The sequence below is a fragment of the Microcoleus sp. AT8-B5 genome, assembly GCF_036705565.1.
In the GTDB taxonomy this organism is placed as follows: Bacteria; Cyanobacteriota; Cyanobacteriia; order Cyanobacteriales; family Microcoleaceae; genus Microcoleus.
Genome location: NZ_JAUBUY010000001.1, coordinates 35,702 through 58,429 on the forward strand (window position 1 = coordinate 35,702; position 22,728 = coordinate 58,429).

Annotated in this window: 27 protein-coding genes; 17 read left to right on the forward strand and 10 right to left on the reverse strand. The window is 44.6% G+C overall.

What is annotated here, in order from left to right:
- Nucleotides 1–123: 123 nt before the first annotated feature.
- From QUB39_RS00165 to QUB39_RS00175, 3 genes are all read right to left on the reverse strand, one after another.
- Nucleotides 124–1,500, reverse strand: coding sequence for a DPP IV N-terminal domain-containing protein (locus QUB39_RS00165; RefSeq protein WP_333209000.1), 1,377 nt, complete (start codon nucleotides 1,498–1,500; stop codon nucleotides 124–126).
- Nucleotides 1,501–1,568: 68 nt separating this feature from the next.
- Nucleotides 1,569–2,015 (reverse strand): hypothetical protein, encoded by a 447-nt coding sequence (locus QUB39_RS00170; protein ID WP_333209002.1) that lies wholly within the window; start codon nucleotides 2,013–2,015, stop codon nucleotides 1,569–1,571.
- On the reverse strand, nucleotides 2,012–2,884 hold the full coding sequence (locus tag QUB39_RS00175) for a ParA family protein (protein WP_333029965.1): 873 nt from the start codon (nucleotides 2,882–2,884) through the stop codon (nucleotides 2,012–2,014). Before QUB39_RS00175 ends, QUB39_RS00170 begins: the two co-directional genes overlap by 4 nt.
- 267 nt (nucleotides 2,885–3,151) lie before the next feature.
- On the opposite strand from QUB39_RS00175, the gene QUB39_RS00180 reads away from it, so the two are divergent.
- Entirely contained in the window at nucleotides 3,152–3,403 is a 252-nt protein-coding gene (locus tag QUB39_RS00180) for a hypothetical protein (RefSeq protein ID WP_333055457.1), read from the forward strand.
- Between the two features lie 511 nt (nucleotides 3,404–3,914).
- Here the strand turns inward: QUB39_RS00180 and QUB39_RS00185 are convergent.
- Nucleotides 3,915–4,058: a hypothetical protein gene (locus QUB39_RS00185; protein WP_333209005.1), complete on the reverse strand. Its 144-nt coding sequence runs from the start codon at nucleotides 4,056–4,058 to the stop codon at nucleotides 3,915–3,917.
- A gap of 401 nt (nucleotides 4,059–4,459) precedes the next feature.
- On the opposite strand from QUB39_RS00185, the gene QUB39_RS00190 reads away from it, so the two are divergent.
- Nucleotides 4,460–5,518 (forward strand): M10 family metallopeptidase C-terminal domain-containing protein, encoded by a 1,059-nt coding sequence (locus tag QUB39_RS00190; RefSeq protein ID WP_333055455.1) that lies wholly within the window; start codon nucleotides 4,460–4,462, stop codon nucleotides 5,516–5,518.
- A 90-nt stretch (nucleotides 5,519–5,608) separates the two neighbouring features.
- Nucleotides 5,609–6,457: a hypothetical protein gene (locus tag QUB39_RS00195; protein WP_333055454.1), complete on the forward strand. Its 849-nt coding sequence runs from the start codon at nucleotides 5,609–5,611 to the stop codon at nucleotides 6,455–6,457.
- On the opposite strand, the gene QUB39_RS00200 is transcribed toward QUB39_RS00195, so the two are convergent.
- Together QUB39_RS00200 and QUB39_RS00205 are read right to left on the reverse strand one after the other, a co-directional pair.
- Nucleotides 6,412–7,605, reverse strand: coding sequence for a JmjC domain-containing protein (locus QUB39_RS00200; RefSeq protein ID WP_333055453.1), 1,194 nt, complete (start codon nucleotides 7,603–7,605; stop codon nucleotides 6,412–6,414). The genes QUB39_RS00195 and QUB39_RS00200 overlap by 46 nt on opposite strands.
- Before the next feature lie 167 nt (nucleotides 7,606–7,772).
- Nucleotides 7,773–8,057, reverse strand: coding sequence for a hypothetical protein (locus QUB39_RS00205; RefSeq protein ID WP_333055452.1), 285 nt, complete (start codon nucleotides 8,055–8,057; stop codon nucleotides 7,773–7,775).
- A gap of 858 nt (nucleotides 8,058–8,915) precedes the next feature.
- Between QUB39_RS00205 and QUB39_RS00210 the strand changes: the two genes are divergently transcribed.
- On the forward strand, nucleotides 8,916–9,041 hold the full coding sequence (locus QUB39_RS00210; protein ID WP_333055451.1) for a hypothetical protein: 126 nt from the start codon (nucleotides 8,916–8,918) through the stop codon (nucleotides 9,039–9,041).
- 52 nt (nucleotides 9,042–9,093) lie between these two features.
- On the opposite strand, the gene QUB39_RS00215 is transcribed toward QUB39_RS00210, so the two are convergent.
- Both QUB39_RS00215 and typA read right to left on the reverse strand, forming a co-directional pair.
- On the reverse strand, nucleotides 9,094–9,321 hold the full coding sequence (locus tag QUB39_RS00215) for a hypothetical protein (protein ID WP_333055450.1): 228 nt from the start codon (nucleotides 9,319–9,321) through the stop codon (nucleotides 9,094–9,096).
- Between the two features lie 73 nt (nucleotides 9,322–9,394).
- The gene (gene typA, locus QUB39_RS00220; RefSeq protein WP_333209008.1) at nucleotides 9,395–11,185 is read right to left on the reverse strand and encodes a translational GTPase TypA; all 1,791 of its coding nucleotides are present in this window, start codon (nucleotides 11,183–11,185) and stop codon (nucleotides 9,395–9,397) included.
- Nucleotides 11,186–11,449: 264 nt separating this feature from the next.
- Here typA and QUB39_RS00225 point away from each other — a divergent pair, with 264 nt between their 5' ends.
- The 3 genes from QUB39_RS00225 to QUB39_RS00235 all read left to right on the forward strand — a co-directional run bounded on the left by QUB39_RS00225 (nucleotide 11,450) and on the right by QUB39_RS00235 (nucleotide 13,964).
- Nucleotides 11,450–13,531, forward strand: coding sequence for a hypothetical protein (locus QUB39_RS00225; RefSeq protein WP_333209010.1), 2,082 nt, complete (start codon nucleotides 11,450–11,452; stop codon nucleotides 13,529–13,531).
- Nucleotides 13,532–13,592: 61 nt separating this feature from the next.
- Complete coding sequence (locus tag QUB39_RS00230) at nucleotides 13,593–13,775, forward strand: hypothetical protein (protein WP_333209012.1); 183 nt, start codon at nucleotides 13,593–13,595, stop codon at nucleotides 13,773–13,775.
- A gap of 6 nt (nucleotides 13,776–13,781) precedes the next feature.
- The gene (locus QUB39_RS00235; protein WP_333209014.1) at nucleotides 13,782–13,964 is read left to right on the forward strand and encodes a hypothetical protein; all 183 of its coding nucleotides are present in this window, start codon (nucleotides 13,782–13,784) and stop codon (nucleotides 13,962–13,964) included.
- 82 nt (nucleotides 13,965–14,046) lie between these two features.
- On the opposite strand, the gene QUB39_RS00240 is transcribed toward QUB39_RS00235, so the two are convergent.
- Nucleotides 14,047–14,487 carry a hypothetical protein gene (locus QUB39_RS00240; RefSeq protein WP_333209016.1) on the reverse strand — a complete coding sequence of 147 codons (441 nt, stop codon included), beginning with the start codon at nucleotides 14,485–14,487 and terminating at the stop codon, nucleotides 14,047–14,049.
- A 237-nt stretch (nucleotides 14,488–14,724) separates the two neighbouring features.
- Here QUB39_RS00240 and QUB39_RS00245 point away from each other — a divergent pair, with 237 nt between their 5' ends.
- The 6 genes from QUB39_RS00245 (at nucleotide 14,725) to QUB39_RS00270 (ending at nucleotide 18,265) form a co-directional block, all read left to right on the forward strand.
- Nucleotides 14,725–14,937, forward strand: coding sequence for a helix-turn-helix transcriptional regulator (locus QUB39_RS00245; protein WP_333209017.1), 213 nt, complete (start codon nucleotides 14,725–14,727; stop codon nucleotides 14,935–14,937).
- Nucleotides 14,938–15,012: 75 nt separating this feature from the next.
- Nucleotides 15,013–15,237 (forward strand): helix-turn-helix transcriptional regulator, encoded by a 225-nt coding sequence (locus tag QUB39_RS00250; RefSeq protein WP_333209019.1) that lies wholly within the window; start codon nucleotides 15,013–15,015, stop codon nucleotides 15,235–15,237.
- Between the two features lie 225 nt (nucleotides 15,238–15,462).
- Nucleotides 15,463–16,290: a M15 family metallopeptidase gene (locus QUB39_RS00255; RefSeq protein ID WP_333055441.1), complete on the forward strand. Its 828-nt coding sequence runs from the start codon at nucleotides 15,463–15,465 to the stop codon at nucleotides 16,288–16,290.
- Between the two features lie 216 nt (nucleotides 16,291–16,506).
- Entirely contained in the window at nucleotides 16,507–17,085 is a 579-nt protein-coding gene (gene coaD / locus QUB39_RS00260; protein WP_333055440.1) for a pantetheine-phosphate adenylyltransferase, read from the forward strand.
- Nucleotides 16,968–17,654 carry a DivIVA domain-containing protein gene (locus tag QUB39_RS00265; RefSeq protein WP_333055439.1) on the forward strand — a complete coding sequence of 229 codons (687 nt, stop codon included), beginning with the start codon at nucleotides 16,968–16,970 and terminating at the stop codon, nucleotides 17,652–17,654. The genes coaD and QUB39_RS00265 overlap by 118 nt, the downstream gene beginning before the upstream one ends.
- Before the next feature lie 455 nt (nucleotides 17,655–18,109).
- Nucleotides 18,110–18,265, forward strand: a complete 156-nt coding sequence (locus tag QUB39_RS00270; protein ID WP_333055438.1) for a hypothetical protein — start codon at nucleotides 18,110–18,112, stop codon at nucleotides 18,263–18,265.
- 14 nt (nucleotides 18,266–18,279) lie between these two features.
- Here QUB39_RS00270 and QUB39_RS00275 read toward each other — a convergent pair whose 3' ends face one another.
- Nucleotides 18,280–19,011, reverse strand: coding sequence for a TIGR04283 family arsenosugar biosynthesis glycosyltransferase (locus QUB39_RS00275; RefSeq protein ID WP_333055437.1), 732 nt, complete (start codon nucleotides 19,009–19,011; stop codon nucleotides 18,280–18,282).
- A gap of 372 nt (nucleotides 19,012–19,383) precedes the next feature.
- Between QUB39_RS00275 and ubiG the strand changes: the two genes are divergently transcribed.
- From ubiG to QUB39_RS00295, 4 genes are all read left to right on the forward strand, one after another.
- Nucleotides 19,384–20,229, forward strand: a complete 846-nt coding sequence (ubiG, locus tag QUB39_RS00280) for a bifunctional 2-polyprenyl-6-hydroxyphenol methylase/3-demethylubiquinol 3-O-methyltransferase UbiG (RefSeq protein WP_333055436.1) — start codon at nucleotides 19,384–19,386, stop codon at nucleotides 20,227–20,229.
- A 479-nt stretch (nucleotides 20,230–20,708) separates the two neighbouring features.
- The gene (locus QUB39_RS00285; RefSeq protein WP_333055435.1) at nucleotides 20,709–21,035 is read left to right on the forward strand and encodes a cupin domain-containing protein; all 327 of its coding nucleotides are present in this window, start codon (nucleotides 20,709–20,711) and stop codon (nucleotides 21,033–21,035) included.
- A 162-nt stretch (nucleotides 21,036–21,197) separates the two neighbouring features.
- Entirely contained in the window at nucleotides 21,198–21,710 is a 513-nt protein-coding gene (gene fldA / locus QUB39_RS00290) for a flavodoxin FldA (RefSeq protein WP_333209025.1), read from the forward strand.
- 150 nt (nucleotides 21,711–21,860) lie between these two features.
- A complete protein-coding gene (locus QUB39_RS00295; RefSeq protein ID WP_333484966.1) occupies nucleotides 21,861–22,598 on the forward strand; it encodes an alpha/beta hydrolase in 738 nt (245 codons plus the stop codon).
- The last annotated feature ends 130 nt before the right edge of the window (nucleotides 22,599–22,728 follow it).

Consider the following 22,728-nt stretch of genomic DNA (forward strand, 5'->3'; position numbering starts at 1 on the left):
AGTTTGGTGGATTTTTTCTTGTTAAGTAACCCGCTTTCGCTGCGGGGGAATGCCAATATAGCCCGCCCTGCTGGGTTTATCTGTGCTAAAACTCACCCCTACAGCATATTGTTGCTCTTAAGTTTACTGCGGTTGCCAAACCGGATTGCTAGGATACAAATCTTTGTCATTTGTCAATTTATTCAATCCTGAACCGTCCAGGTTAATTACATACAAGTGGCTTTTTTCGCCTTCGGTTTCATTATATATAAAAGCAATTTGATTGCTGTCAGAATACCAAGCTAATTCTGAAATTTTTGACGGTTTTAGCCTGGTGGCTAGTTGATTTAGCTGGTTGCCGTCAGCATTGATTGTGTAGAGTTTTTGATTGTTGAACTCTCCGGCGACGAAAGCAATAAATTTGCCATCCGGCGACCACGAAATTTCGTCGTAGTTTCTGGGTTTTTGGGTGAGGTTCTTGGCTGTCCCCCGGTTAATGTCGATCAGGTAAATATCTTGCTGTTCGCCTGATAAATCGCCGAGTTTATTGTAATAGTAAGCAATTCGGCTGCTGTCTGGCGACCAAAATAATTTGACGTTGTAAACCTGATGTTGCGGGTTGTTTGTCAAATTTTTGAGGTTGGTTCCATCGGCATTAATTGTGTAAATTTGCTGTTTCGGATAAGCGCCGAACAGGAAAGCAATTTTTGTGCGATCGGGCGACCAAAAAAGTTGACTGCCGCCGGATATATATTCGCCGGGACTTTTAGTTAGTTTGGTCATTACCGAACCGTCGGCATTCATTTTGTAGATATTTTTATCCTTGACAAATGCTACTTGCTGACCGTCCGGCGAAAGGTAAAATTCTGATGAAATTTCTGTTTTAGGCGGCTCTCCTCCTACTTCCAAATTCCTAACTAATTTAGTTCCTTGGATGCCAGAAGTGTCGCTTGTATAAAGTGATTGACTGCCGGGAGTATCAGAGGTAAACCCGTCGCAAGAACGGGCAAAAATAAATTTCTGGCTGTTGGAAAACCAAGCTATTTCAAAATTAGGTGCTTTGCAACCACCCTCAGCAAACTGTTTAGTTAGTCGAGAACCGTCAGCATTGACTGTATAGATGTCGCTGTATCCGCCAACGAAAGCCAGTCGCTGGCCGTTGGGCGACCACACGAGGGGACTGTTAACATCTATATTAGGTGTAAGTTCGCGGCGACCGGAACTGGTAGCATTGAGGGCAAATAAACTGTTTCTGGGCTCGCTGCCCCGCATCTGGAGGGCGGTAAACGCTAGTATCCTTGGTTTTTGGGCTGCGGTTGGGGGAGGGCTGTGAAGGCTCAAAAACAAGCTGATTAAGACTGTTAGGGAGATGAGGGCGATCGCACTTATCGGCCATAATTTATGGAAGCTGAAAAGTTGCAGAATTTGCCACAAGCTTTTCAGGGGCGGCCAAGATTCCCAACCCCTAGTCCCCACACTCAACTGAAAATCTTGTGGAACAAGCTTTTGTGGAACGGGCATCTTGCCTGTTCCATATCGCAGAGGGAAATGCAAGTTAAAACGCATTTTATCGATTCCTCTGCTAATTTTCAAAGTGTTTGTCGGTCTATATGCCGCGACAGCCTCAAACTCTGTTTAATTCTGCCAATAATTAGCTCAAACATTTTTTTGCGGGACGGATTCTTGCTGCTGGGTGGCATCCCTAACTCGCAACACATTAAGTTCAAGTCAGTTGCACTCATGGCCAACAACTTTTGCCTCACCTCTTCTTCATTACCATTCTTAGCTTGTAAACGCAGTTCTTCATAAACTTCTAGAACATTAGCCGCCGATAAATTAGCAGGTTTATTAACATCAGCACCCCTAGGGATATCCGAAGCTTTTGAGCCAGCAGACATCACTCCCCGCTTGACTTGAGTCTCAAGCCGGGTTAATTTTCGAGCAACGTCCCGCAAGATTTCCTTAAGTTCGCCAATTTCCTCAACTAACCCCCCGCTTTCTTGTTCGGAAGCAGCCAAACTTTCTTTTTTACTCATTTCAGATACTCCTCACACTCGCGCCAGAGTTTTTCAAATTCTCTAACTAATTCTCGCGGCAGTTCTCCCTCATTAATCGCCCGTTTTAGCCCGACGCTTTCCCGAATCGTCGATTCTAAAAATCTAACTTCTATGTTATTATCTTTGGATATCTCATCGCAAAGTCTCTTTACTTCTCTCATGTAAAACTGAACTTCATTTGTCAGCAATCCTCCATAGGTTTTAGCTTTATTCATAAAGACTGCTATCTTGGGAAACGGATAAGGCTCAATCCGTTTCTGAAGCGAGTTTAAAACTAAACTCAATCCCCTAGAACCAAAATAATCGGGATTGACGGGAATTAATATTAAGTCGCAGCAAGAGAGTACGCTGTAGGTGAGGAGACTGAAGGAAGGCGAACAGTCAAAAAGCATCAAGTCGTATTTGGGGAGATTGGCAGAGTTGGCGATTTTGCCGATGAATCGGCGGATGAAGTCTTTAACACTTTTCCCCTCAAATCCATCGATATCCAACCAATACAATTCTTCAACTGAAGGGACAAAATGCAACTGTTCGTCAATCTGATAAATGGTGTCGAAACCAACGGGAAATTTAAAATTCTGTCCGGCTTTTTTAAAGACTTCTAGGGCGTCGTAAATTGTAAGTCTATGCTTGAGAGATTTTTCGTACCACTTACCAAATTTGTCATCTAAATGACCTGTATTTTCGTTAAGTCCGATCGCCTCTGTGAGCGACATTTGCGGATCTAAGTCTAACATCAAGACTTCTAAGTCGGTTCCTTGGGATATAATATTTCCCAGACTCCAAGTGACGGTAGTCTTTCCGACACCGCCTTTGAAGTTGATTACGGCTATTGATTTAGGACTCATGGCTGGCTTTGTTTGGATTTTGCTCAAATATAAATTAAAACATATTGTGGCGGTTAGTCGATCGCGCGATCGGCCACTAGCGGAGCCCTCGAAGAGGATCGTAGGCCCGATGTGTCAATTCAGATGAAAAGAAAAGTGCGATCGAGAAATTAATAATAAAATAAACATCAAATTATGTCAAATAACCGGCAAGTAAATATTTACAGAGATAGATGCACAAATAAATCGGAATGCGTAAGCTGAAATTGCAGAATCATCAGACAAGGTATGACGCGAGAAGTTACAGATTCAGAAGGGATTGTTTGGAGTTGCCAAGAGGCATATTCTGGTCTTTATGACAAGCCCCTGAACCGCGAAAAAGCTCAAGTAAAAGGCTCGGATGATGCTTATTGGGTTGTCTGCACTCCGGCTGGCGGCGCAAAGTCCGTGCGGCTTCAGCTACAGGGCGATTGGGAAAATTCCTGTTCCGATGAGGCATTGCTAAGCTCGATCGAAACACAGCAGCAGGAAGATGGATGATAGTTCGATCGCTACTTTGAAACACGACTTACGCTTATCAACCGGGTTTTTCTGAATAGTCGATCGATGTAGGTTGGGTCCAACGCCAACTTGAAGTCTTTTTTGTGCAAGCGCGTTGCGGAGGGTTTATTCTTTAACCCAACCTACGTATATGATATGCGATAGATCGGGCGCGATCGAAGTTTTATTAAAGTAACATCAAGCACACAGCAGCAATCCTTCTCTATAAAGAGGCAATTACGCGGAAGTATTCCTAGAGTTGTCTAAAGTCGATCGCTCCCAAAAGTCGAATTTGCGACAGAAGATTTATGAAAATTCACCATTTAAATTGCGGGTGTATGTGTCCGATTGGCGGGGCGCTGTTTGATGGCTTCAGATGGAGTCTGACGGCGCACCTCGTTTGCCACTGTTTGCTAGTCGAAAAAATCGAGGACTTGTTCTCGCGGATATCGGCTTCGGAATCCGAAATATCGAGTCGCCTTATTCGCGTCTGATTCCGTTTTTTATTAATTTAAATCGCATTCAGTTCGATCGCAAATACACCGCAGTCGATCGAATCCAACAACTCGGATTTCCCCCCCGAAACGTGCGCCACATCGCGATCGCCCACCTCGATTTCGATCGCGCACTCCGGCGGCAAGCGAGGATTTCCCAAAAGCGACGGTGCACGTAAAGCAGTTCCTAATGGAGGGCGCGCAACACCGCTTCCGCTTCATCGGGCGGGGGCGCTACCGCGCGCAACAGTGGGAGGATTCAAAATTTTTTTAGCGACGCACCATACCACTTCTAACGGGGATGAATAGCTTTCGCTTAAAACAATAGAAAATTTTCGATCGCTGCCTCGATCGCCGGCAATTTCTACCCGAGTTTGTGCCCGAGTAATTTTTTTATCGCAATTGTTCCCTATCTTAGATTATACCAATTTAAAAAAAAATGCAACAGTATTCTCGTCTTTTCCCTTTGCAATGGATGGTTAGGGGATCGAAAAGTGTTGCATAAGTTTAGAGAAATAGTTTTATAATAAAAAACAAGACAACAATAAGAGGTATCGAGAGCATGGTGACAAATATTGGAGGATTGCCAGTCAGAGAAGATGTTATCGTGACAATTGCTGGCACTGTATCGGGTTTCCGTGAAGATGAATTTTTACTCCGAGATAATACCGGCGAAATTTTGGTCGCACCGAGGAACGGAAACCAGGTGAATTTAAATATCGGCGATCGAGTAACTGTCGTTGGCGATCGCGACGATCTAGAAGATTTTGATGCTATTAGCATTACCCGTACCGACTCGCCACCACCCGTACAAAACTTGCCGCCGAATTCTGCGAACAATCAACCGCCAGCATCAAATACTCCTCCGATATCAGCTAATTTGAACAACAATTCCCTGCAAAATATTGGAGGATTGCCAGTTAGAGAAGATGTCATCGTGACAATTGCTGGCACTGTATCGGGTTTCCGTGAAGATGAATTTTTACTCCGAGATAATACCGGCGAAATTTTGGTCGCACCGAGGAACGGAAACCAGGTGAATTTAAATATCGGCGATCGAGTAACTGTCGTTGGCGATCGCGACGATCTAGAAGATTTTGATGCTATTAGCATTACCCGTACCGACTCGCCACCACCCGTACAAAACTTGCCTCCGAATTCTGCGAACAATATCATTGGCAGCGAGGGTAACGATAACTTATTCGGTGGAGAAAGTAATGATATCCTCACGGGAAAGCGCGGCCAAGATCGGCTATTTGGCAATCTAGGAAACGATACCATTTTCGGAGGAAAAGGCTCAGATACTTTGGATGGAGGAGGAGGAAACGATATCCTCAGAGGGGATATGGGACAAGATTTTCTCACGGGAGGAGCCGGGAATGATATCTTTGTCTTGTCATCCGCAAGTGCTGCCGCTAATTTAGATATTGCCGATCGCATTGTTGATTTTGAAACAGGTATTGACCGCATTCAACTTAGTCCGGGGTTAACTTTTGCTGACCTCAGTTTAGAAATAATTGACGGAGGTACTGTGATTCGATCGAATCGAGTCAATCTAATTTTGGGAATTGTTGATAACGTCACTCCTGGGATGCTTAGTGCCAATGATTTTTTTGCCTAAATCCTAAAATAAGTCAACGGGTCAGAGAACAAAAAAACCGAGTTTCTGCTTCTGACCCCGATCTTGTAATAAATGAATTGTGGATAATAGATGACTGAAATTTTGCCTTGGGGTCAACTCTTCGCGACGGATGCCGCAGGATTTATCATCAATGATTGCCATGCCGATAAAATACTGCCGCCTTGGAAAGCTTTAGTAGAAGAACTGAAACAAGCTTGTCTGAAAGTTTGGTCAAATCGCTTGCAGGGGCTTTATTTGCGCGGTTCTGTACCTCGCGGTTTGGCAATTCGGCTGGTTTCCGATTTAGACAGTTTTGCTATTTTGTCCGGCGAAATCACCGACAAAGATATTACTTTGTCTCGGAAGATTGGCCATCGACTCAATCAGCGTTACCTATTTTGTAAAAAAGTAGAAATTCAGCTATTAGATTTGTCAAATATCCAGCAACCTGATTCGATTTGGCAAACAGTTATCCAGACAGCCAGCTTGAAAATAGCCGGAGATATCAAATTCAACTTTCCCAAATTTAAGCCGGGAAATTCCCCGATCGACTATGCTGTTACTTGGGAAGCAGATTTAGCCAAAACTCTGGATATTTTACAAAAGTTATCCCCCGATCGGTTGAATTTTTCGGCTCAAGTAAAAAAACAATGTGCCTGGATTGCGAGGCGCGCGATCCGAACGGGGTTTGAGTTGGTTATGGAACAAGACCAAAGCTATACCGTAGATTTATATTATTGCTACGAAAGGTTTTCTGCTTATTTTCCCCAGCAACAGAGTGCGATGAAAAAGACTGTAGAATTAGCCCTAGAACCTAGTCAAAATCGCCCGGGTTTAATCGTATTTTTCCGGGAATTTGGCGGTTGGTTAGTTTCTCAAGTTCGCCAGGAATTTTACTCTTCAATAGAGGCCGAAGCTTCTACCAGTAAAATCCCCTGAGTCACTAACCGAGTTAAAAGCGGAATGACTTCTGTTTCTACATCCAGGGAGGGACACAAGTCTGCTAAATCTAGCAGGCTAAATCCTTCTGGCTGAAATAGTTTGGCTGTTAAATCCGCAGGAATTCCTTTGATATTCGCTTGTTTGGAGGCGATGGTAATTTTAGTTTCGTTTTCCCCCCTGGGTAAAATTTGAACCGGATGTAAGTTGGAACAAATAAACCGGGTTTCCAGTCCTCGATCGAAAATATTGCTGCCCAGTTGATAGGGAAAAGAAAATGGCAGCGGTGGGCGATCGCTGTAGTCTAAATAATCGAGATAGCGATCGATCGACTCCGGGGATTGCAGCCAGGAAATCAGGCGATCGCGCAACTTTTCTAAATCAGGTTGAACTGCTGCAACATCCCCTTGACGGATCGGCGGTAAACTTGACCGCCATTCTGAATTTTGCCGCAATTCTTCTCCCAGCCAATTCAACCAATCTAACCCGGTTTGACAATCAATTCCTAAACTTAAATGCAGGGAAGGAGAAGATTCATCACTTGACGGATTAGTACGGGCGATCGCATAATGCCAATGTCCCCTAGGAATATATAAAACATCTCCCGGTTTGAGGGTACATTGGAGATAAGGGGGTTCATCGGGAGGAATTTGTTGTGCCGATCGCATTGCAGAAACAGGAGAGGCGATCGTCTCTGGAAAAATCCACCATTCTTTCTCGCCCTCTATTTGCAAAACCAGCACTTCATGGGTATCGTAATGACAATTAAATCCCTTTTGGGAACGGGGCGAACAATAAAGATTAATCTGACTTCGATAACCTATTTCTTGACGGATATGGGCGGCAAATTCCCCTAATTCTGGAACCCGACTGTGTACGCTATTAATAATTAAGGTTGCTCCTTGCTGAAGCATTTCCAGCCATCGCTCCGCTTTGGCTGATGGTAGAGATTCTCCATCCAGGGAAAACCGCAAATCGGGATAATTAATTTCCTGGTAGTTCAACAAATTATTCAGCTTTTTCCAATCAAATAAATGCTGGAATTTAGCCGAATTGTTACCTGGGATAAATACAGCTTGCTTTGTCCAAAATTCTTGAAAAAATTTATCTACGGAATGGGGATGCAGCAGAACTTGTAAAAGTTTCATAAATTATATCCCGCCGTGCAAATAATAATTTGTGAGTTGTTTCCAGGTAGGTCAATTCATCGAACTGAGAACATTTGACCGCAGAATTCATGCTTTGAAAAATATGGGATGCTTCCAGAAGAAGATCCCATATAAAAAAAGTTTTGTCCTGTATTTGATGGCAGATTTTATGCCTGCCGGGCTTGACGGCCTTGACGACCTCGATCGTAATCCTGACCTCGATCGTAATCCTGACCTCGATCGTAACCTGCATCAGCAACTAACATTAAGTAATCTGAGGAGTCTGAGTCGTTGGTTGCGAGGTTAACAACTTCTATTTCTATGCGAGAATTTGCGGTATTATCTTGTGAATAAGCACTCAAAGCTCCTTGAACTGGAGCGATTAAGAACAAGCTAGCTTTGGTACTTAAAAGACAAGCCAAGAGTAAATTGGAAGATTTGAGGTATGACATAACCTGGTAAGGATTTAAAAGGCATATTTTACGGTAGTATATGACAATTTTTAGAAAAAGTCAATCGATTTTAGATTTTAGATTTTAGATTTTAGATTTACTTGCGCGAGATAAATGCTCTTTCTTGAGGATTTTAGATTTTGGATTTTGGATTGATTCCACGGATAAATCACGTGGCGAGTACCACCTTTGAAATTATTGGTCAATGAAGGGAAAAACCCGGTTTCTGGCTACCCCACGACAAGCAAAGAAACGGGGTTTTTCGCAGATTTTACGAGGTGTGACGAGTATTCAAGGGAAAACCCCGGTTTCTGATTGCGCGAGAAGCAAAGAAACGGGGTTTTTCGCAGATTTTACGAGGTGCGGCGAAATATTCAAGGGAAAAACCCGGTTTCTGGCCACCCCGCAAATCTAAGAAACCGGGTTTTTCGCAGATTCTACGAGGTGCGGCGAGTATGCTCGAAAAAACCCGGTTTCTGGGCCCCCCGCGAGAAGCAAAGAAACCGGGTTTTTGGGAGTTTCTACGAGGTGCGGCGAAGTATTCAAGGGAAAAACCCGGTTTCTGGCCACCCGCGATTTGAGATAAAATATAGACAAGCCCTCAACATAACGAACAATGACTCTAGCTAACTATCAACTTTCCCTAAACTTTGAACAAATCTTAGCCCTAGTCAAACAACTGCCTTATCCAGAAAAATTGCAGTTATGTCAATAGCTGGAAAAAGAAGTATTAAACAGTAAATTAACTGTTCTTACAGAAGCCCTAGAAGATATAGGGATGGAAAATGCTATCCAAGAAGGCGAAAATACTGAAACAGTCAGTCGCTATCGAATCTTCCAAATTCTCAAACAACAAGCATGAATCTTGAATTTAAAAATAGTTTTGAAAAGGATTTGCTTAAGATTCTTGATGCAGACTTATTTCAAAGAATTCATGAAGCTATCGAAGAAGTTGAGAATGCAGAAAAATTTATAGAAACATAATTATTCAAAATATAGTAAAGCACTGATTAAAACATTCGTGTCTAGTACAAATCTACTCGTCATTATTATCTGCTAAAAGCTCTTGTAAAATTTCTGGTGTTAAGCCTCGCTGCGCGGCTCTGTCAGAAATTTCTGCCATAACCTGGGTTAAAGTTTTGTTGTGTAAATTTTGTCTAAAAAACAATTGAATAATCGAACTTAACTCTTGCTGAGTCTTAAGACTGGCTTCTTCAAACGCTGTCTTAATATTGTCATCAACTTGAATCGTAATTATTGCCATAGACCTTAAAAACAGTTAACAGTTGAGAGTGAGATTTTTAGGATGGGGATTTACACCCCACCCTAGAATGGTTTTACCGTTTGACCAACTTCTTAGAAACCTTCCGCAAGCGAATTGATTGTGGCGTTACTTCCACCAATTCATCCTGACCGATGTACTCCAAAGCGCGCTCCAAACTCATATCGACTGGTGCTTGCAATTGCGCCAATTCTTCACCGCCAGATGCGCGGTGGTTTGTCAACTGCTTCGACTTACAGATATTCAGCTCCATGTCATCATCTCGGTTGTTTTCTCCGATAATCATCCCTCTGTAAACCTTGGTTCCGGGGGTAATGAAAAACACGCCGCGGTCTTCAGCATTTTTCAGTGAATAAGTAGTTGCAACTCCTTCTTCAAAGGAAATCAATACTCCGTTGCGACGGGCGACAATTTCTCCACCGAGGGGGCGATAGTCGAGGAAGCTGTGGTTCATAATTCCAGCGCCGCGAGTCAAGCGCATAAACTCGCCTCGGAATCCAATCAAACCGCGAGCGGGGACCGAAAATTCGATTTGGGTGCGACCGGTGCTGCTGACGTGCATATCTTGCATTTCAGCTTTCCGCTGACCGAGGCGTTCGATGCAGCCGCCGACTGCTTCTTCGGGTACGTCTAACACCAAACATTCAAAGGGTTCGCAGGGACGACCGCCGACTTCGCGGAAGATTACTTGGGGCTGGGATACTTGAAATTCGTATCCTTCGCGACGCATATTTTCGATCAGGATTCCGAGGTGGAGTTCGCCACGGCCGGATACGAGAAATTTGTCGGGAGAGTCGGTTTCTTCGACGCGCAAGGCGACGTTAGTTTGGAGTTCTCGCATTAGCCGATCGCGAATTTGCCGAGATGTCACAAAACTTCCTTCTTGACCGCAGAACGGCGAATCGTTCACGGAGAAAGTCATCTGCAAAGTTGGTTCGTCTACCTTGATTAAAGGCAGCGCTTGCGGGTCGTTCGGACAGGTAATTGTTTCGCCAATATAGGCATCAGCAAAACCGGCAACGGCGACAAGATTACCAGCAGAAGATTCTGGGATATCAATCCGCTTCAGGCCTTCAAAGCCCATCAATTTGGTAATTTTTGATTTGACAAGCGCGCCGCTTTCTGTGATTAAGACTGCTTGTTGACCGATTCTAATCGTGCCGTTGTGGATGCGGCCGATGACGATACGACCGACGTATTCTGAGTAATCTAATGTGGTTACTTGCAGTTGTAGTGGCTTGTTGGGGTCGCCTACGGGGGGTGGTACGTGGTCGAGGATTTCTTCAAACAGGGGCTTCATATCTACCCCTTCGTCTTCGAGGTGTTTTTTGGCGTAACCGCTTAAGCCGGAACCGAAGAGGTAGGGAAATTCGCACTGATCGTCGTCAGCACCTAGTTCGAGGAACAGATCCAAAACTTTATCGACGGCTTTGTGGGGGTCTGCTCGCTCGCGATCGATCTTATTCACAAAGACGATCGGGCGCAGTCCTTTTTCTAGGGCTTTTTTGAGCACGAAGCGGGTTTGCGGCATCGGGCCTTCGTTGGCGTCTACGATCAGCAGACAGCCGTCAACCATGCCGAGAACTCGTTCGACTTCTCCGCCGAAGTCCGCGTGTCCGGGGGTATCGACGATGTTGATCAGGGTTTCTCCGTACCTGACGGCGGTGTTTTTGGAAAGGATGGTAATGCCGCGTTCGCGCTCGATGTCGTTGGAGTCCATGACGCAATCTGGGATTTCTTCCCCTTCGCGGAAGATCCCGGACTGTCTGAGGAGAGCGTCCACAAGGGTGGTTTTGCCGTGATCGACGTGAGCAATGATGGCGACGTTGCGAATGGGAAGACTCATAATGCGTCTGGAACGTTAAACGGATCGAACTAAAGATTTCTTAATAATTGTAGCGCATGGAGTCAAGGGGCGATCGGGCAATCTGCGGGATTGGCCTCTTGCCTGACTTACTGAGACCCGCATTTTTATAATTTGAGTTATAATAAGCACCAGTGTCTGCGAATCGCGATCGCGGTAGCTCAGCAGCGCTATAGAGCTTATACGCTGACATGTAAAGCATTTAACTTCAGCTAAGCAGGGTCTTTGTATCCAGGAGTTTAAAAAGTGGTAACAATTATAACCAGAGCAGACGATTCGCGGTTTCAACAAGGGCAAATCACCTATCAAGGCAGATATTTAGATGAAATAGTAGCGTTGTTCCCTAATTTCCCAGCTATCACTCTTGACTCTATTGAAGATGTAATAGGTATTTATTGGAAAAAAGAGGAGAATATTCGGAAAGCTAAACAACTCAGAGTAAGTTCGTTTTATCGAACAGACACGCAAGTAATCATTCGGTTTTCTGTTGTAGCTGATTTAAATATTACGTCGGGGGATTTTTACAAACGTCTTCGGGGGCAAATGATCGGGGCAGGAGCGCTCGAACAAGGTGCTTATTTACCTTTCTGCTGTGTGCTGGATAACGACCAAATGAGAGCTGTAATGAAACCACCTAATTCTGGGGATTCAACTCTAACAAATGAAATTAACTTGTTGAAAAATCGCAGTGATTGGGGCGGTATATATAACAAGTTTTCCCCCCTGGATCGTCTCAGCCAGCACCCCCTATGGACAGATGCCGAAATCTTGAGCGAAGTCGGATTTGCCTGTGGGAAGTTAGCCGAGGTTTCGGTAGAAGATATTCCTCGAAAAGAGCCAGAAAAGACTGAATTTTTAAATCGCAAGAGTAAGTATCGCAGTGAAGCGGAAATGCTGCGCCTGCGGTGTGTCGAATTACTGCCGAACAATCCTACTTATTTAGCAAATTTAGCATATTTACACTATCAGAATGCGATGGAACTAAAAACACCTAGAAATAGGCGTGATGGAAAACTTCGACAAGAGGCAGAGCGAGCAATTAAATATTACGATATGGCAATTTCCCTAGCTCCTAATCGCATCAAAGACCACTACCGAAAGGGATATTTACTTGCAGAAGTCCTACCTAACACCTATTGGAAAGAGCGAAATTTAGAACTTGCAAAACAAAAACGTCTAGAAGGAATTGAATCTTTCGAGAAAGCTCTCCAAATTTGGGAATCACTAGATCCTACCAATCCACAGCAAAACCGAGAGCGCAGCCGTTGTCGCAAAGAATATATCAAGTCGCTATACAGCCTCGGCTCTGCCTACTATCAAATGATTGTCAATGAGTGGGACAAAGCAGTTTTTGCATTGAGATTGCGTCACAATATTCGTGAGGAAGATTGTATTACTTACGTTCCCAAAGATTTAGAAAATGCTAACAATGCGTGGCGATATTTTTATAAATGTTGGGAATGTGACAGGCCGGAGGGTGAATCTGCCACAACTGCAATAAATGGTGTTTGTGAGGGTGTTGAGAAGTTGTATTCTCTCGGCAAAACGGCATTTGTTCAATACTGGATTTTGAGCGGTTACGGTCAGTCAGACAAACCCGAAGCTATTGATTATCGCGACCAAGCGGAAAAGTATTTAGTTCAGTCGCTCAACTTGCCTCGTTCTCAGGAAAAGCAAAGGCAAAAAAAAGATTATATCGCTGAACGGCTGGCAAGACTTTACATCACCAAAGAAGAGTATGCAAAGGCTATTCAAATCATTGAAAAGTACCGAGAGCGTAAATTAGACTCCTATGTAATTCATACTTTATCTCTGGGACTAATATTGTTAGGTAGATCGGAGCAAGCAGAAAAAGAATTACAAGCAGCGCTAAATGACAAAGGAAATGTAGATCAAAAAACTTCTAAGTTTTTAATGGGTTGCTCTTTTTTGGGCGCGGGTAAATTCGACCGGGCAAATCAAGTATTTCAGGAACTAAAACAGGAAAAAGAAAAAGATATATTTCTAATTGGAGAAGCATTTGCTGTGGCGAAGTTGAACAGAACAGCAGATGCGATCGAGTGTCTGAGGCAAGCTAATGAAATGAATCCTTGGCGGCTCTCTGTAGGTAAAAGTTTGGAGCAATTGTCAAAGGGAAAGGTTCGCGCCGTGAAGCCCTCTAGATCGCAAAGGGCATTAGATGTGGAAAGCTGTAGGGACGTAGATGTGCACGATTCCGATGGCGAGGGATTAGAGTATTATAGAGCGGTAATGCAGGATGTTTTCGGCTACGATCCAGACGAAACCGACGAGACTTTTGAACAATATTTGGATACTCATGGATATTAGTAGATTCAATTTCCTTAACTCCGTCAAGACTTGTAGTCATTAGAATACAGGGGTCGATAAAATGCCTAAAAGTGTCCCTTACCATCCGTTTAAAATTAAAACTCTCAAAGACCCCAATTTTTCTGCTGGCTACCTCACAGAGATATTTGAGGAAGAATCAGGAGATTTGGAATTAGGAATCATGCTCAAAGCACTTCGAGATGTATTTGAGGCTCTTGGGGAACCAATTATGTCAGATGAGTAGGCCTCATTGCATCTGGAAAAATTAGCTGTTTTGCTGTCGCATCATGGAAGCGTGACAATTTATGCTTTGGCTAATTGGCTGAAGGTTTTGGGATTGAAGTTAACAGTTGCGGTTGATGAAGGGGAGAAAGGGGAAGACGAAGGTTCGGTTAGTGATGTTGCAGAATTAGCTGAGGTTAGTAAGGTTTGATTTTGGGAGCTCGCTCTTTTTATTAACCGGAGATGAACGCACATTAACGCGCTATGGGAGAGGATAATGCGATCGCCCCTTCTCAAAAAGCCGCTAAACACTCTTTCGCTACACAATAAATATTCCGCAGCCACTTTACCTGCGATGCTAACAACCCTTGCTTAATCTTACCTACTAATTTGCCCCAGTTGTAGAGTTCTTCCACACTACGAGACTGGCGAAATTTCCCCTCATAAAAATCTACCCAAAATCTCGGTGCTTGATGTTGGCTGCTTCTCCAGCGTTTCCGCCACCGAATGCAATCTTGCAGCGTCGGCGGTTCGACTCCTAAAATTGGTGGCATATCTCCGTAGCTGACAAACCGACTGATCCCAACTCCCACAACGTGGATGACGTAAGCCCAGCAGCGAATCTCGCGGATCTGTTCGGGCTTGACTTTCAAGACTTTGGCCACTGCTTCTTTGGTTACAAAGCGAGAGAGTGGATTTATTTGCTTGGCTTCTGAGTTTTGTTTTGGTATCATGGTTGGTGACTCGGTGACTCCGACTTGTTTGGGGTGACTGCGACTTGTTTGGGGTGAATCCGACTTGATTTGGGGTGAATCCTACTTTTTGTTGGTGAATCCTACTTTTTGTTGGTGAATTCCAATTTGTCGGTCATTTGAATAAATAGCTGTTCGCTCTTCAGTTTTCGAGGCCGGGGGGCGATCGCTATTTATGATGTAAATAGTTTAAGACCAATACTGGTCTATTGTCAATAAATGGGATTGATTAAGTTGCGGATTCGAGAGCTGGCTGCCGAGAAGGGTTGGACTTTGACAGAGGTTTCTGAGCGATCGGGAGTTCACTACAGCACGCTTAAGAATTATGCTCGTTCGCCCGGGTTAGCAACGGTTGACGTTACTCATTTGCAAAAATTAGCTCGAACTTTTGACCTGTTGATTGAAGACTTGTTTGAGGTCGTGGAAGAATAGGTTGGCACCGGCGTTTCCTCAGTCGGGGATTTAACGTTTATGTATATAAAACATTATAGGTGAGATTTCACCCTCATGTCAAGAGGCGAATTAATAAAATTGCGAATTAGAGAGTTGGCGGCTAGGGAAGGTTGGACGCTCAAAGAAGTAGCCGATCGCTCTGGAGTATCCTACAATACTGTTAAAAGTTATGCCCGATCGCCCGGTATGGCAATGGCTGACATCGGTGCTCTGCTAAAATTGGCGCGGACGTTTGATGTGTCGATCGAAGAATTGTTGGATTTTGTCGAACAACAGTAACAAATTACACTTAAAATAAACCAGCGCCACCAACGCCAACCAGTTCGACATCGCAGGGACGATCGACTGTGGGCCCAAGCAACAGATGCGAGAGTTGGCGGATGGGACGGGGCGAAGTGTGAAAGAGATGATATATTCTCAGCGGCAATTGTAGCTGTTCGATCGCCCATATCGATCTACAATTTGTAACGTTGAGCCTTATTGAAGTGCAGGAGTGGAGCTGGCTTGGATAACGCTAGTCTGTCAAGAAAACCCCCGCAAGCCTCGGAGCTTGTCGCCGACGAAATTCCAGAAGCAGTGCGAGATCACCCATACCCAGAAGCAGGGCAGAGTCAGTCTAAGAAAAAAGGGCTGATTTGGAAACTGCTAGGGTTGGCCGCCTTAGCCTTTGGGGTCAGCATCTGGCTGCACCTCAACTTTAACTTGTTCCCAGCCACCAGTCAGGCAGAGCAAACTCAACAAGACTCAGCGCCCACCAGTTCCGCGTCTCCGTCTGTCCCGAGTCCAGCTACCACCCCAAAAGTCCCCGCACTCCCAGAAAACCTGCTGGGACACTTGCCGTACCCAGAAGCACCAGCCAAAGACTTGGTAAGCGTCACCTCCGACGGTAGCGTCAAACTCCGCACCTCAGCAGCAGCAAAATATCAGGAAATGGTCAACGCCGCCGCAGCATCAGGCATCTATTTCGCTCCCATATCCGGCTTTCGCTCGCTGCAAGACCAACAGCACGTATTTTTTGATGTGAAAGCCGAACGCAGGCAAAACGCCAGCAAGCGAGCCGAAGTCAGCGCCCCTCCAGGTTACAGCGAACACCACACCGGTTATGCGATCGACATCGGCGACGGCAGCGCCCCGGAACACAACCTCAGCCCCAGTTTTGAAAATACCGAAGCATTCAAGTGGTTAGAAGCCAACGCCGTCGCCTTCAGCTTTGAAATGTCCTTCCCCAGAAACAATCGCCAAGGCGTCAGTTACGAGCCTTGGCACTGGCGGTTTGTGGGCGACAAGCAAAGCCTCGAAACTTTCTACAAAGCTCATTCGATGAAAAAGTAGAAGGAAGAAGGAAGAAGGAAGTTCGGCAACGGATTCGCTTGCGCGAGATGTAACGGATGTAACGGATGTCCGTCAGAAGAAGGAAGAAGGAAGAAGGAAGAAGGAAGATTTTCCACATCTCCCACTGCCCCACTCTCCCACTGCCCCACTATCCTACTCTCCCATTCCCCTACTCCTCCACTCCTCCACTCCCCCCCACTCCGTTGAGCCAAACTCGTGATTGCAATCTATCCAGGCAGCTTTGACCCCATTACCTTCGGTCACGCAGACATTATCGAGCGGGGATCTAAACTGTTCGATCGGGTAATTGTTACCGTAGTCAGAAACCCCAGCAAAACCCCTCTCTTCACCGTAGAGGAACGGATCGAGCAGATCCGGCGCTCTACCCAACACTTGCCAAATGTAGAAGTAGACAGTTTTGAGGGTTTGACAGTAAACTATGCTAAGATTCGACAAGCCAAAGTGCTGCTGCGGGGGCTCCGGGTATTAACAGATTTTGAAATGGAACTCCAGATGGCCCACACCAATAAAACCCTTCTGGGTGAAATTGAAACAGTTTTTTTGGCAACTTCTAACGAGTACAGCTTTTTAAGTAGTAGTGTAGTTAAAGAAATAGCCAAGTTTGGTGGCTCCGTAGATCATCTTGTTCCGAAACACGTCGCCCTAGATATTTACAAATGTTACGCCAGCAGGAACCAACTCGCATCGAACCCGACATTACCGGACGCGGCACTGAGAACGAATCACCTCAGAACACAGCCACCTTCGGAGATCCCACCCGAACCGCAGGAGTAGACATCCAGCGGGAATTGAATCGGCTTGAGGAAATTGTTCTCGACAGCCCGCGAATTCCTATGACCAGACGCACTCTGGTGGATGAAGAACAGTTGCTCGATCAGTTAGACTTGGTGAGGCTAAATTTGCCGATCGCCTTTCAGGAAGCCGAGACGATCATCCGGCACAAGGACGACTTGCTTCAAGAGGCGGAACTTTACGCTCAGGAAGTGATAGAAGCAGCAGAACAGAGAGCAGCAGAAATTTTAAACGATATGGGCCTGCTTCAGCAGGCGAAGATAGAGGCAGATCAGTTGCGGCAGCAAGTTTTGCTCGACTGCGAGGCAATTCAGCAGGCGACGCTGGCGGAAGTCGAACAAATTCGCTACCAGGCTCAAGAGGAATTGGAAGAGATGAGAGTCAGGGCGATGGCTGAATGCGAGGAAATTCAAAACGGAGCCGATGATTATGCCGACCAAGTGCTCGATAATATCGAGCACAAGTTGAGCGATATGCTGCGCGTGATCCGCAACGGGCGCGATCAGTTGGATAGTGTTTCTGCGTCCCACATTCATCACAACAACGGTTAGCCCACAGTGAACTCATTGCTTGAACATTTCTAAAAGTCTACCTAATTTAGGTAGATTTTTTTTCGCAGTAGATTTTTTTTCGCAATAGTCTCTATAGCAATCCTCGCATAATTTGTGAATTTCTTACTCCCTCCCCGAAACCGCGGGGAGGGTTGGGATGGGGTAAAAAATTTACGACTCTTTTAGGATTGCTATATAGCACTCCTCGCATCATTTGCATAATTATTGTAGGGGCAATCCCACGCCCGGTTGCCCGATAGATAGGGGGTAGGCACTCTTAGGAATGAGAATTAAATAACTTCCACTCTTGAAAGTGGGATGGGCGGGACGCCCGTCCGTTTTGGACGGGCTATAAGAGCCCATCCCACAATAACAATTAAAATTGTAAGTTATTTAATTCGCGATCCTTAGCACTACCCCAACAAATTTATCTGAATCATTTAGGATTGCTATATGTGTTGTTAGTGTTTTATAAGTTTATTGACGCGGTAAATCCCCTGCTGAAGCTCGGCTTTTTAGTTACGGGGACTTTGTTAGGTTGTTGGGCGATTATTTACCTGTTGCAGAAAGTTTTGCCCAAAAATTACAGCCAGTACATTTTGGGAATTTAATCAAATTTTGTGTTTCAGCGGATGTCTTCATAAAACTGCTTGAGATACCGGGGAGAAACGCCAAAGCCCCACAAAAAACCAATCGCAAGATAGATCGCAATAGCTTTAAATTCGCCCCAACTCGCAACTCGTCGATCGCTACTTTCCACTACCCGATTGACTAACTTAAGTCTCCCGCGTCGCACTAACTTCAAACACAAATCCGCTTCCTCCATAATTGGCAGCGCAGCATCGAAACCCTCGCATTCCCAAAAATCGGTACGGCGACAAAAAATAACTTGGTCGCCAAACAGCAGGCGCAATCCTTGGAAAAATAAATGAGGTCGAAATAACAGCGGCGCGTAATAAGTTTTGAGGTAATTGTGGAGGGAAAAACCCCATTTTGTTTGCTGCGAACCAGCCATCAGGGAGATAAACCCGCCACCGGAAATTTCGGCATCGGACAATGTTTTCTGGATAACTGCTACAATGTCGTCGGGAACTAAAGTATCGGCGTGCAGAAAGCACAGAATTTCACCGGTGGCGACTTGAGCACCTAAGTTCATTTGCAGGGAACGTCCGGCTATACTGCTAGAAATAACGCGGATGCCGGCGGAAAGTGCGATCGCCGTTGTGTCGTCTTGACTGCCGCCGTCTACCACCAACACTTCCCAAGCGGGAGGATTAAGGATGCTGAGTTGGCGGAGGGTGCGTTTCAGACAAGTCGCTTCGTTGAGGGCTGGGATGATAATAGAAACGCGATCCATCGGGTTGAAATTTATGCCAGAGATATTATAATAAAAAACTGTGGCGATTCACAACTAACGAGAACATAGAACTTACGCGCGCGGATTCAGAAACCTGGTGTCGGCCTGCGAACTCGTCAATCGATTTTCGATTTTCGATTGTAGATTTTCGATTGACTTGCGCGAGATAAATGCTCTTTCTTGAGGATTTTCTATTTTCGATTGTGGATTGATTCCACGGGTAAATCACGTGGCGGGTACCACATGAAGAAATTCTTGGTCACGAAACATCCGATTTTCTACAGAAATTGGTTTTTTTGGCGTCAGTCCTATAAAATCACGCAAAAGTGCAATCGCCATCTATATTTTCCACTAATCAGGAATGAAAAAATCGTGCAGAAAACAGAAGTAAAAAATGATTTAGAATTTTACGACGAAAATGCTGATAATTGGTGGGACGAAAAATCTAAAATCTATGCTCTTTACCACCTAAATAAACCCAGATTTGAGTTTTTTGACAGACACGCGACTAATTGGCAAGGGCTGAAAACCTTAGATGTCGGGTGCGGGGGCGGCTTTTCTTGCGAGTTTATGGCCGAGAGAGGTGCTATTGTTTCTGGGATAGATCGATCGGAGAAATGTATTGTAGCCGCTCAAAATCACGCAGTTACCAGCGGTTTTGAGATTGACTACAGGCAAGGTTTTGCCGAAAATATGCCCTACGATGACAATACCTTTGATGTGGTAATTTGCGTGGATGTTCTAGAACACGTTGCTGATTACAAACAAGTTGTGTCTGAGGTTCACAGAATTCTGAAGCCCGGAGGATTGTTCTTTTTTGATACAATTAATCGAACTTTTTCGTCGCAAGTTGTGATGATTGGGCTGATGGAAAATATTTTGCAAGAAATTAGGCGGGGGGTTCACGATTGGGAAAAGTTTATTACGCCGGAGGAACTGTCTGCGGTAATGCGAGATACGGGTTTTGGCAATATTGAAATTAAAGGTTTTGATATGTTTGGAGAAATGGGTTCTGTTTTAGCCCAGATGCACGGTTTTTGGGGGAATTTTACACGCGGAAAGCAGTTGTTTCCTTCCGGGGCAGTTTTCAAACAAGCGGCTCAACTTTTAACAGTTAATTTCGCTAACTATATTGATTACAAAAAGTCTGGGTTGTTTAAAATCCAAATCAATGAGGATACGTCGATTATGTATGTTGGCGTTGGGGCGAAGAATTAGTCGGTTGATTGTTGATTGTTGTCATTAGGGGCGAGTTTGAGACGGATTTGGGCGATCGACAAATCCGGCTATAACCCGCCTCTATTGCATTTTTTAGGGTACGCACGCAGCGGTACACCTTATCCTGTTGAGTGCAATACACATATTCCGTAGGCACTGCGCCGTATCCTTACTGTATTGCGGGCAATTGAGAATTGCTATATTGGCGATCGCACTACAAATATAATTTTAAGACCTAATTGCAAATAATTACTAACTATTTTTTAAGTTAAGCCCTTGCGTCGCGCTGTCTTAGCGTCCACAAACACCGCTCCGTGTGAATTTGGGGCTGCTTGTGCTGAGTTTAAACCTAGTCTGACAGCATTATGTAACAAATCTTAATGGTAGACTCTTGACAATTTATCTAAATTGCATGGTAGCTTATTGAATATTAATTGCAATAAGTGCCGGAAGTTAACAGTACCTGGAGGTCAATCACCGTGACAGCAGCAATAGTTTCCGCATCCGCCGATCGAATCAGCGACGGACAACCCGCCGACAGCCAAAAACTGATGAGTTTGGGTAAAAATTCCGAAATACCTGACCTCGATAACTCCAAAGATGTAACCCTCGCCGTCTTAGAAGGAGGGGGAACTCTCACGGTGTGCGATCGAACAGTCACTTTAAAACCCGGAGTATTTGTGTTTGTACCCGCAGGCATCCCGCGCAGTCTAAAAGTACAAACGACGCTGAATCTGTTACTAATTGACGGAGAAGCAGACCCAGATATGAGCGAGTCAGCTTGGTTGATGAATTTTCAAATTTAACCCAATGAAAAAACAGTGTCCTTGCTGTCTTGACTCCCTGATTTCTCAGGTTTGCCACAATCGCGTCTACTGTTTTTGCATGAATTGCAGGCAGGAAATGCCAAATCCTGACTCAAAAAAAAGAAATCTCAAACCCTGTCAACTTCTACCTTCGGAGTAACAATGTCGAAATCAATTGGTCTTTTCTACGGAACTACAACTGGCAAAACTGAGTCTGTGGCTGAAATGATTCGGGATGAATTTGGTGGCGATATCGTGACTTTGCACGAGATAGGCAGCATTGAAAATGATGATTTTGCTGAATACGAATGTCTGATTATCGCTTGTCCGACTTGGAATATCGGCGAACTGCAAAGCGACTGGGAAGGTTTTTTCCCAGAACTTGATGATATTGATTTTAGCGGCAAAAAGGTGGCTTATTTGGGAACTGGCGACCAAGAGGGCTACCCGGATAATTTTATGGATGCCATGGGGGTTTTGGCTGAGAAAATCACGGAACAGGGCGGCGAAACTGTTGGCTATTGGCCGATAGACGGCTATGATTTTAATGAATCTAAAGCGGTAGTTAATGGCAAATTTTTTGGTCTTGCGATCGATGAAGACAACCAATCCGATCTGACGGAAGCACGGGTAAAATCTTGGGTATCTCAACTCAAGACAGAATTTGCGATCTAGGATTAATGGTGGGCAGGTTTTGCAATTACTCGTTACCAGGATCTGCCTCCAATTTTACTCAGCGATGCAAAGCCTTTGGACATCGGTTCCCAAGAAGAGTCTGGGAACCAGTTAAAATTATTAATAGCTCCCTTTTCTAACTTAAAAGTGATGAGATATACTTCAGATGATGTGCTATGGCTAAGTGCCAGTCCGAGTTTGCAATTATTCGATATTTCTCTCATTAACTACTTAAATCATTCAGTACCAATACAAATATGGGAATACGAACAAACGGAAGATGAAGCTTGCTCTTTAGATGTCGCCGTTGATCTACTACATCACTATTTGAAAGCGCGGAATAGCCCAATTCATCTAATCGGTCACAGTACCAGCGGACTAATTGGTTTAATGTATGCCCGCCGCTATCCTCACAAAGTCAGCTCTTTGGGACTTTTAGCTGTCGGCTTGCCATCTGCTATTAATTGGCAAGCTCATTACTATACACATCTTTCTGCTTTTTCCTGGAGCCGCAAACAAATTTTAACTCAAATGGTTGGCGATATGTTGGGAGAACAAAATCAGTATATCAATCAAAGATTTGTATCATATTTTGAAGAAGATTTAGCACTTTCGCCTTCGCCTCACTCGTTATTTAGTACGACTAATTTATCCGATGGGGGTGTAGAAGTACCTTTGTTGTTATGCAGTAGCAAGACGGACTTTGTAGTATCTCCTATTGTCATGCGCCCCTGGCTTAAGTTTCTGAAAAAGGGCGATCGACTTTGGGAATGTAAAGATGGTAGGCATTTTTTTCATCACTTCTATCCAGAACAAGTTGGGGAAGAAATACTAAACTTTTGGCTGTCTCTACACAGTCGCCAACCGATTTTAGATTTGAGGTTCTAGATTTGCGCCACTATTGACATAAATAAGTAACAAGTTTTGGGGTGCTAAAAGCAGTCTACTCGCCAGCCTGCCAAAATTTACTACAGATTCAACTCTTTATATATCAAGACTTTGCAGCACTAGCAGCTTC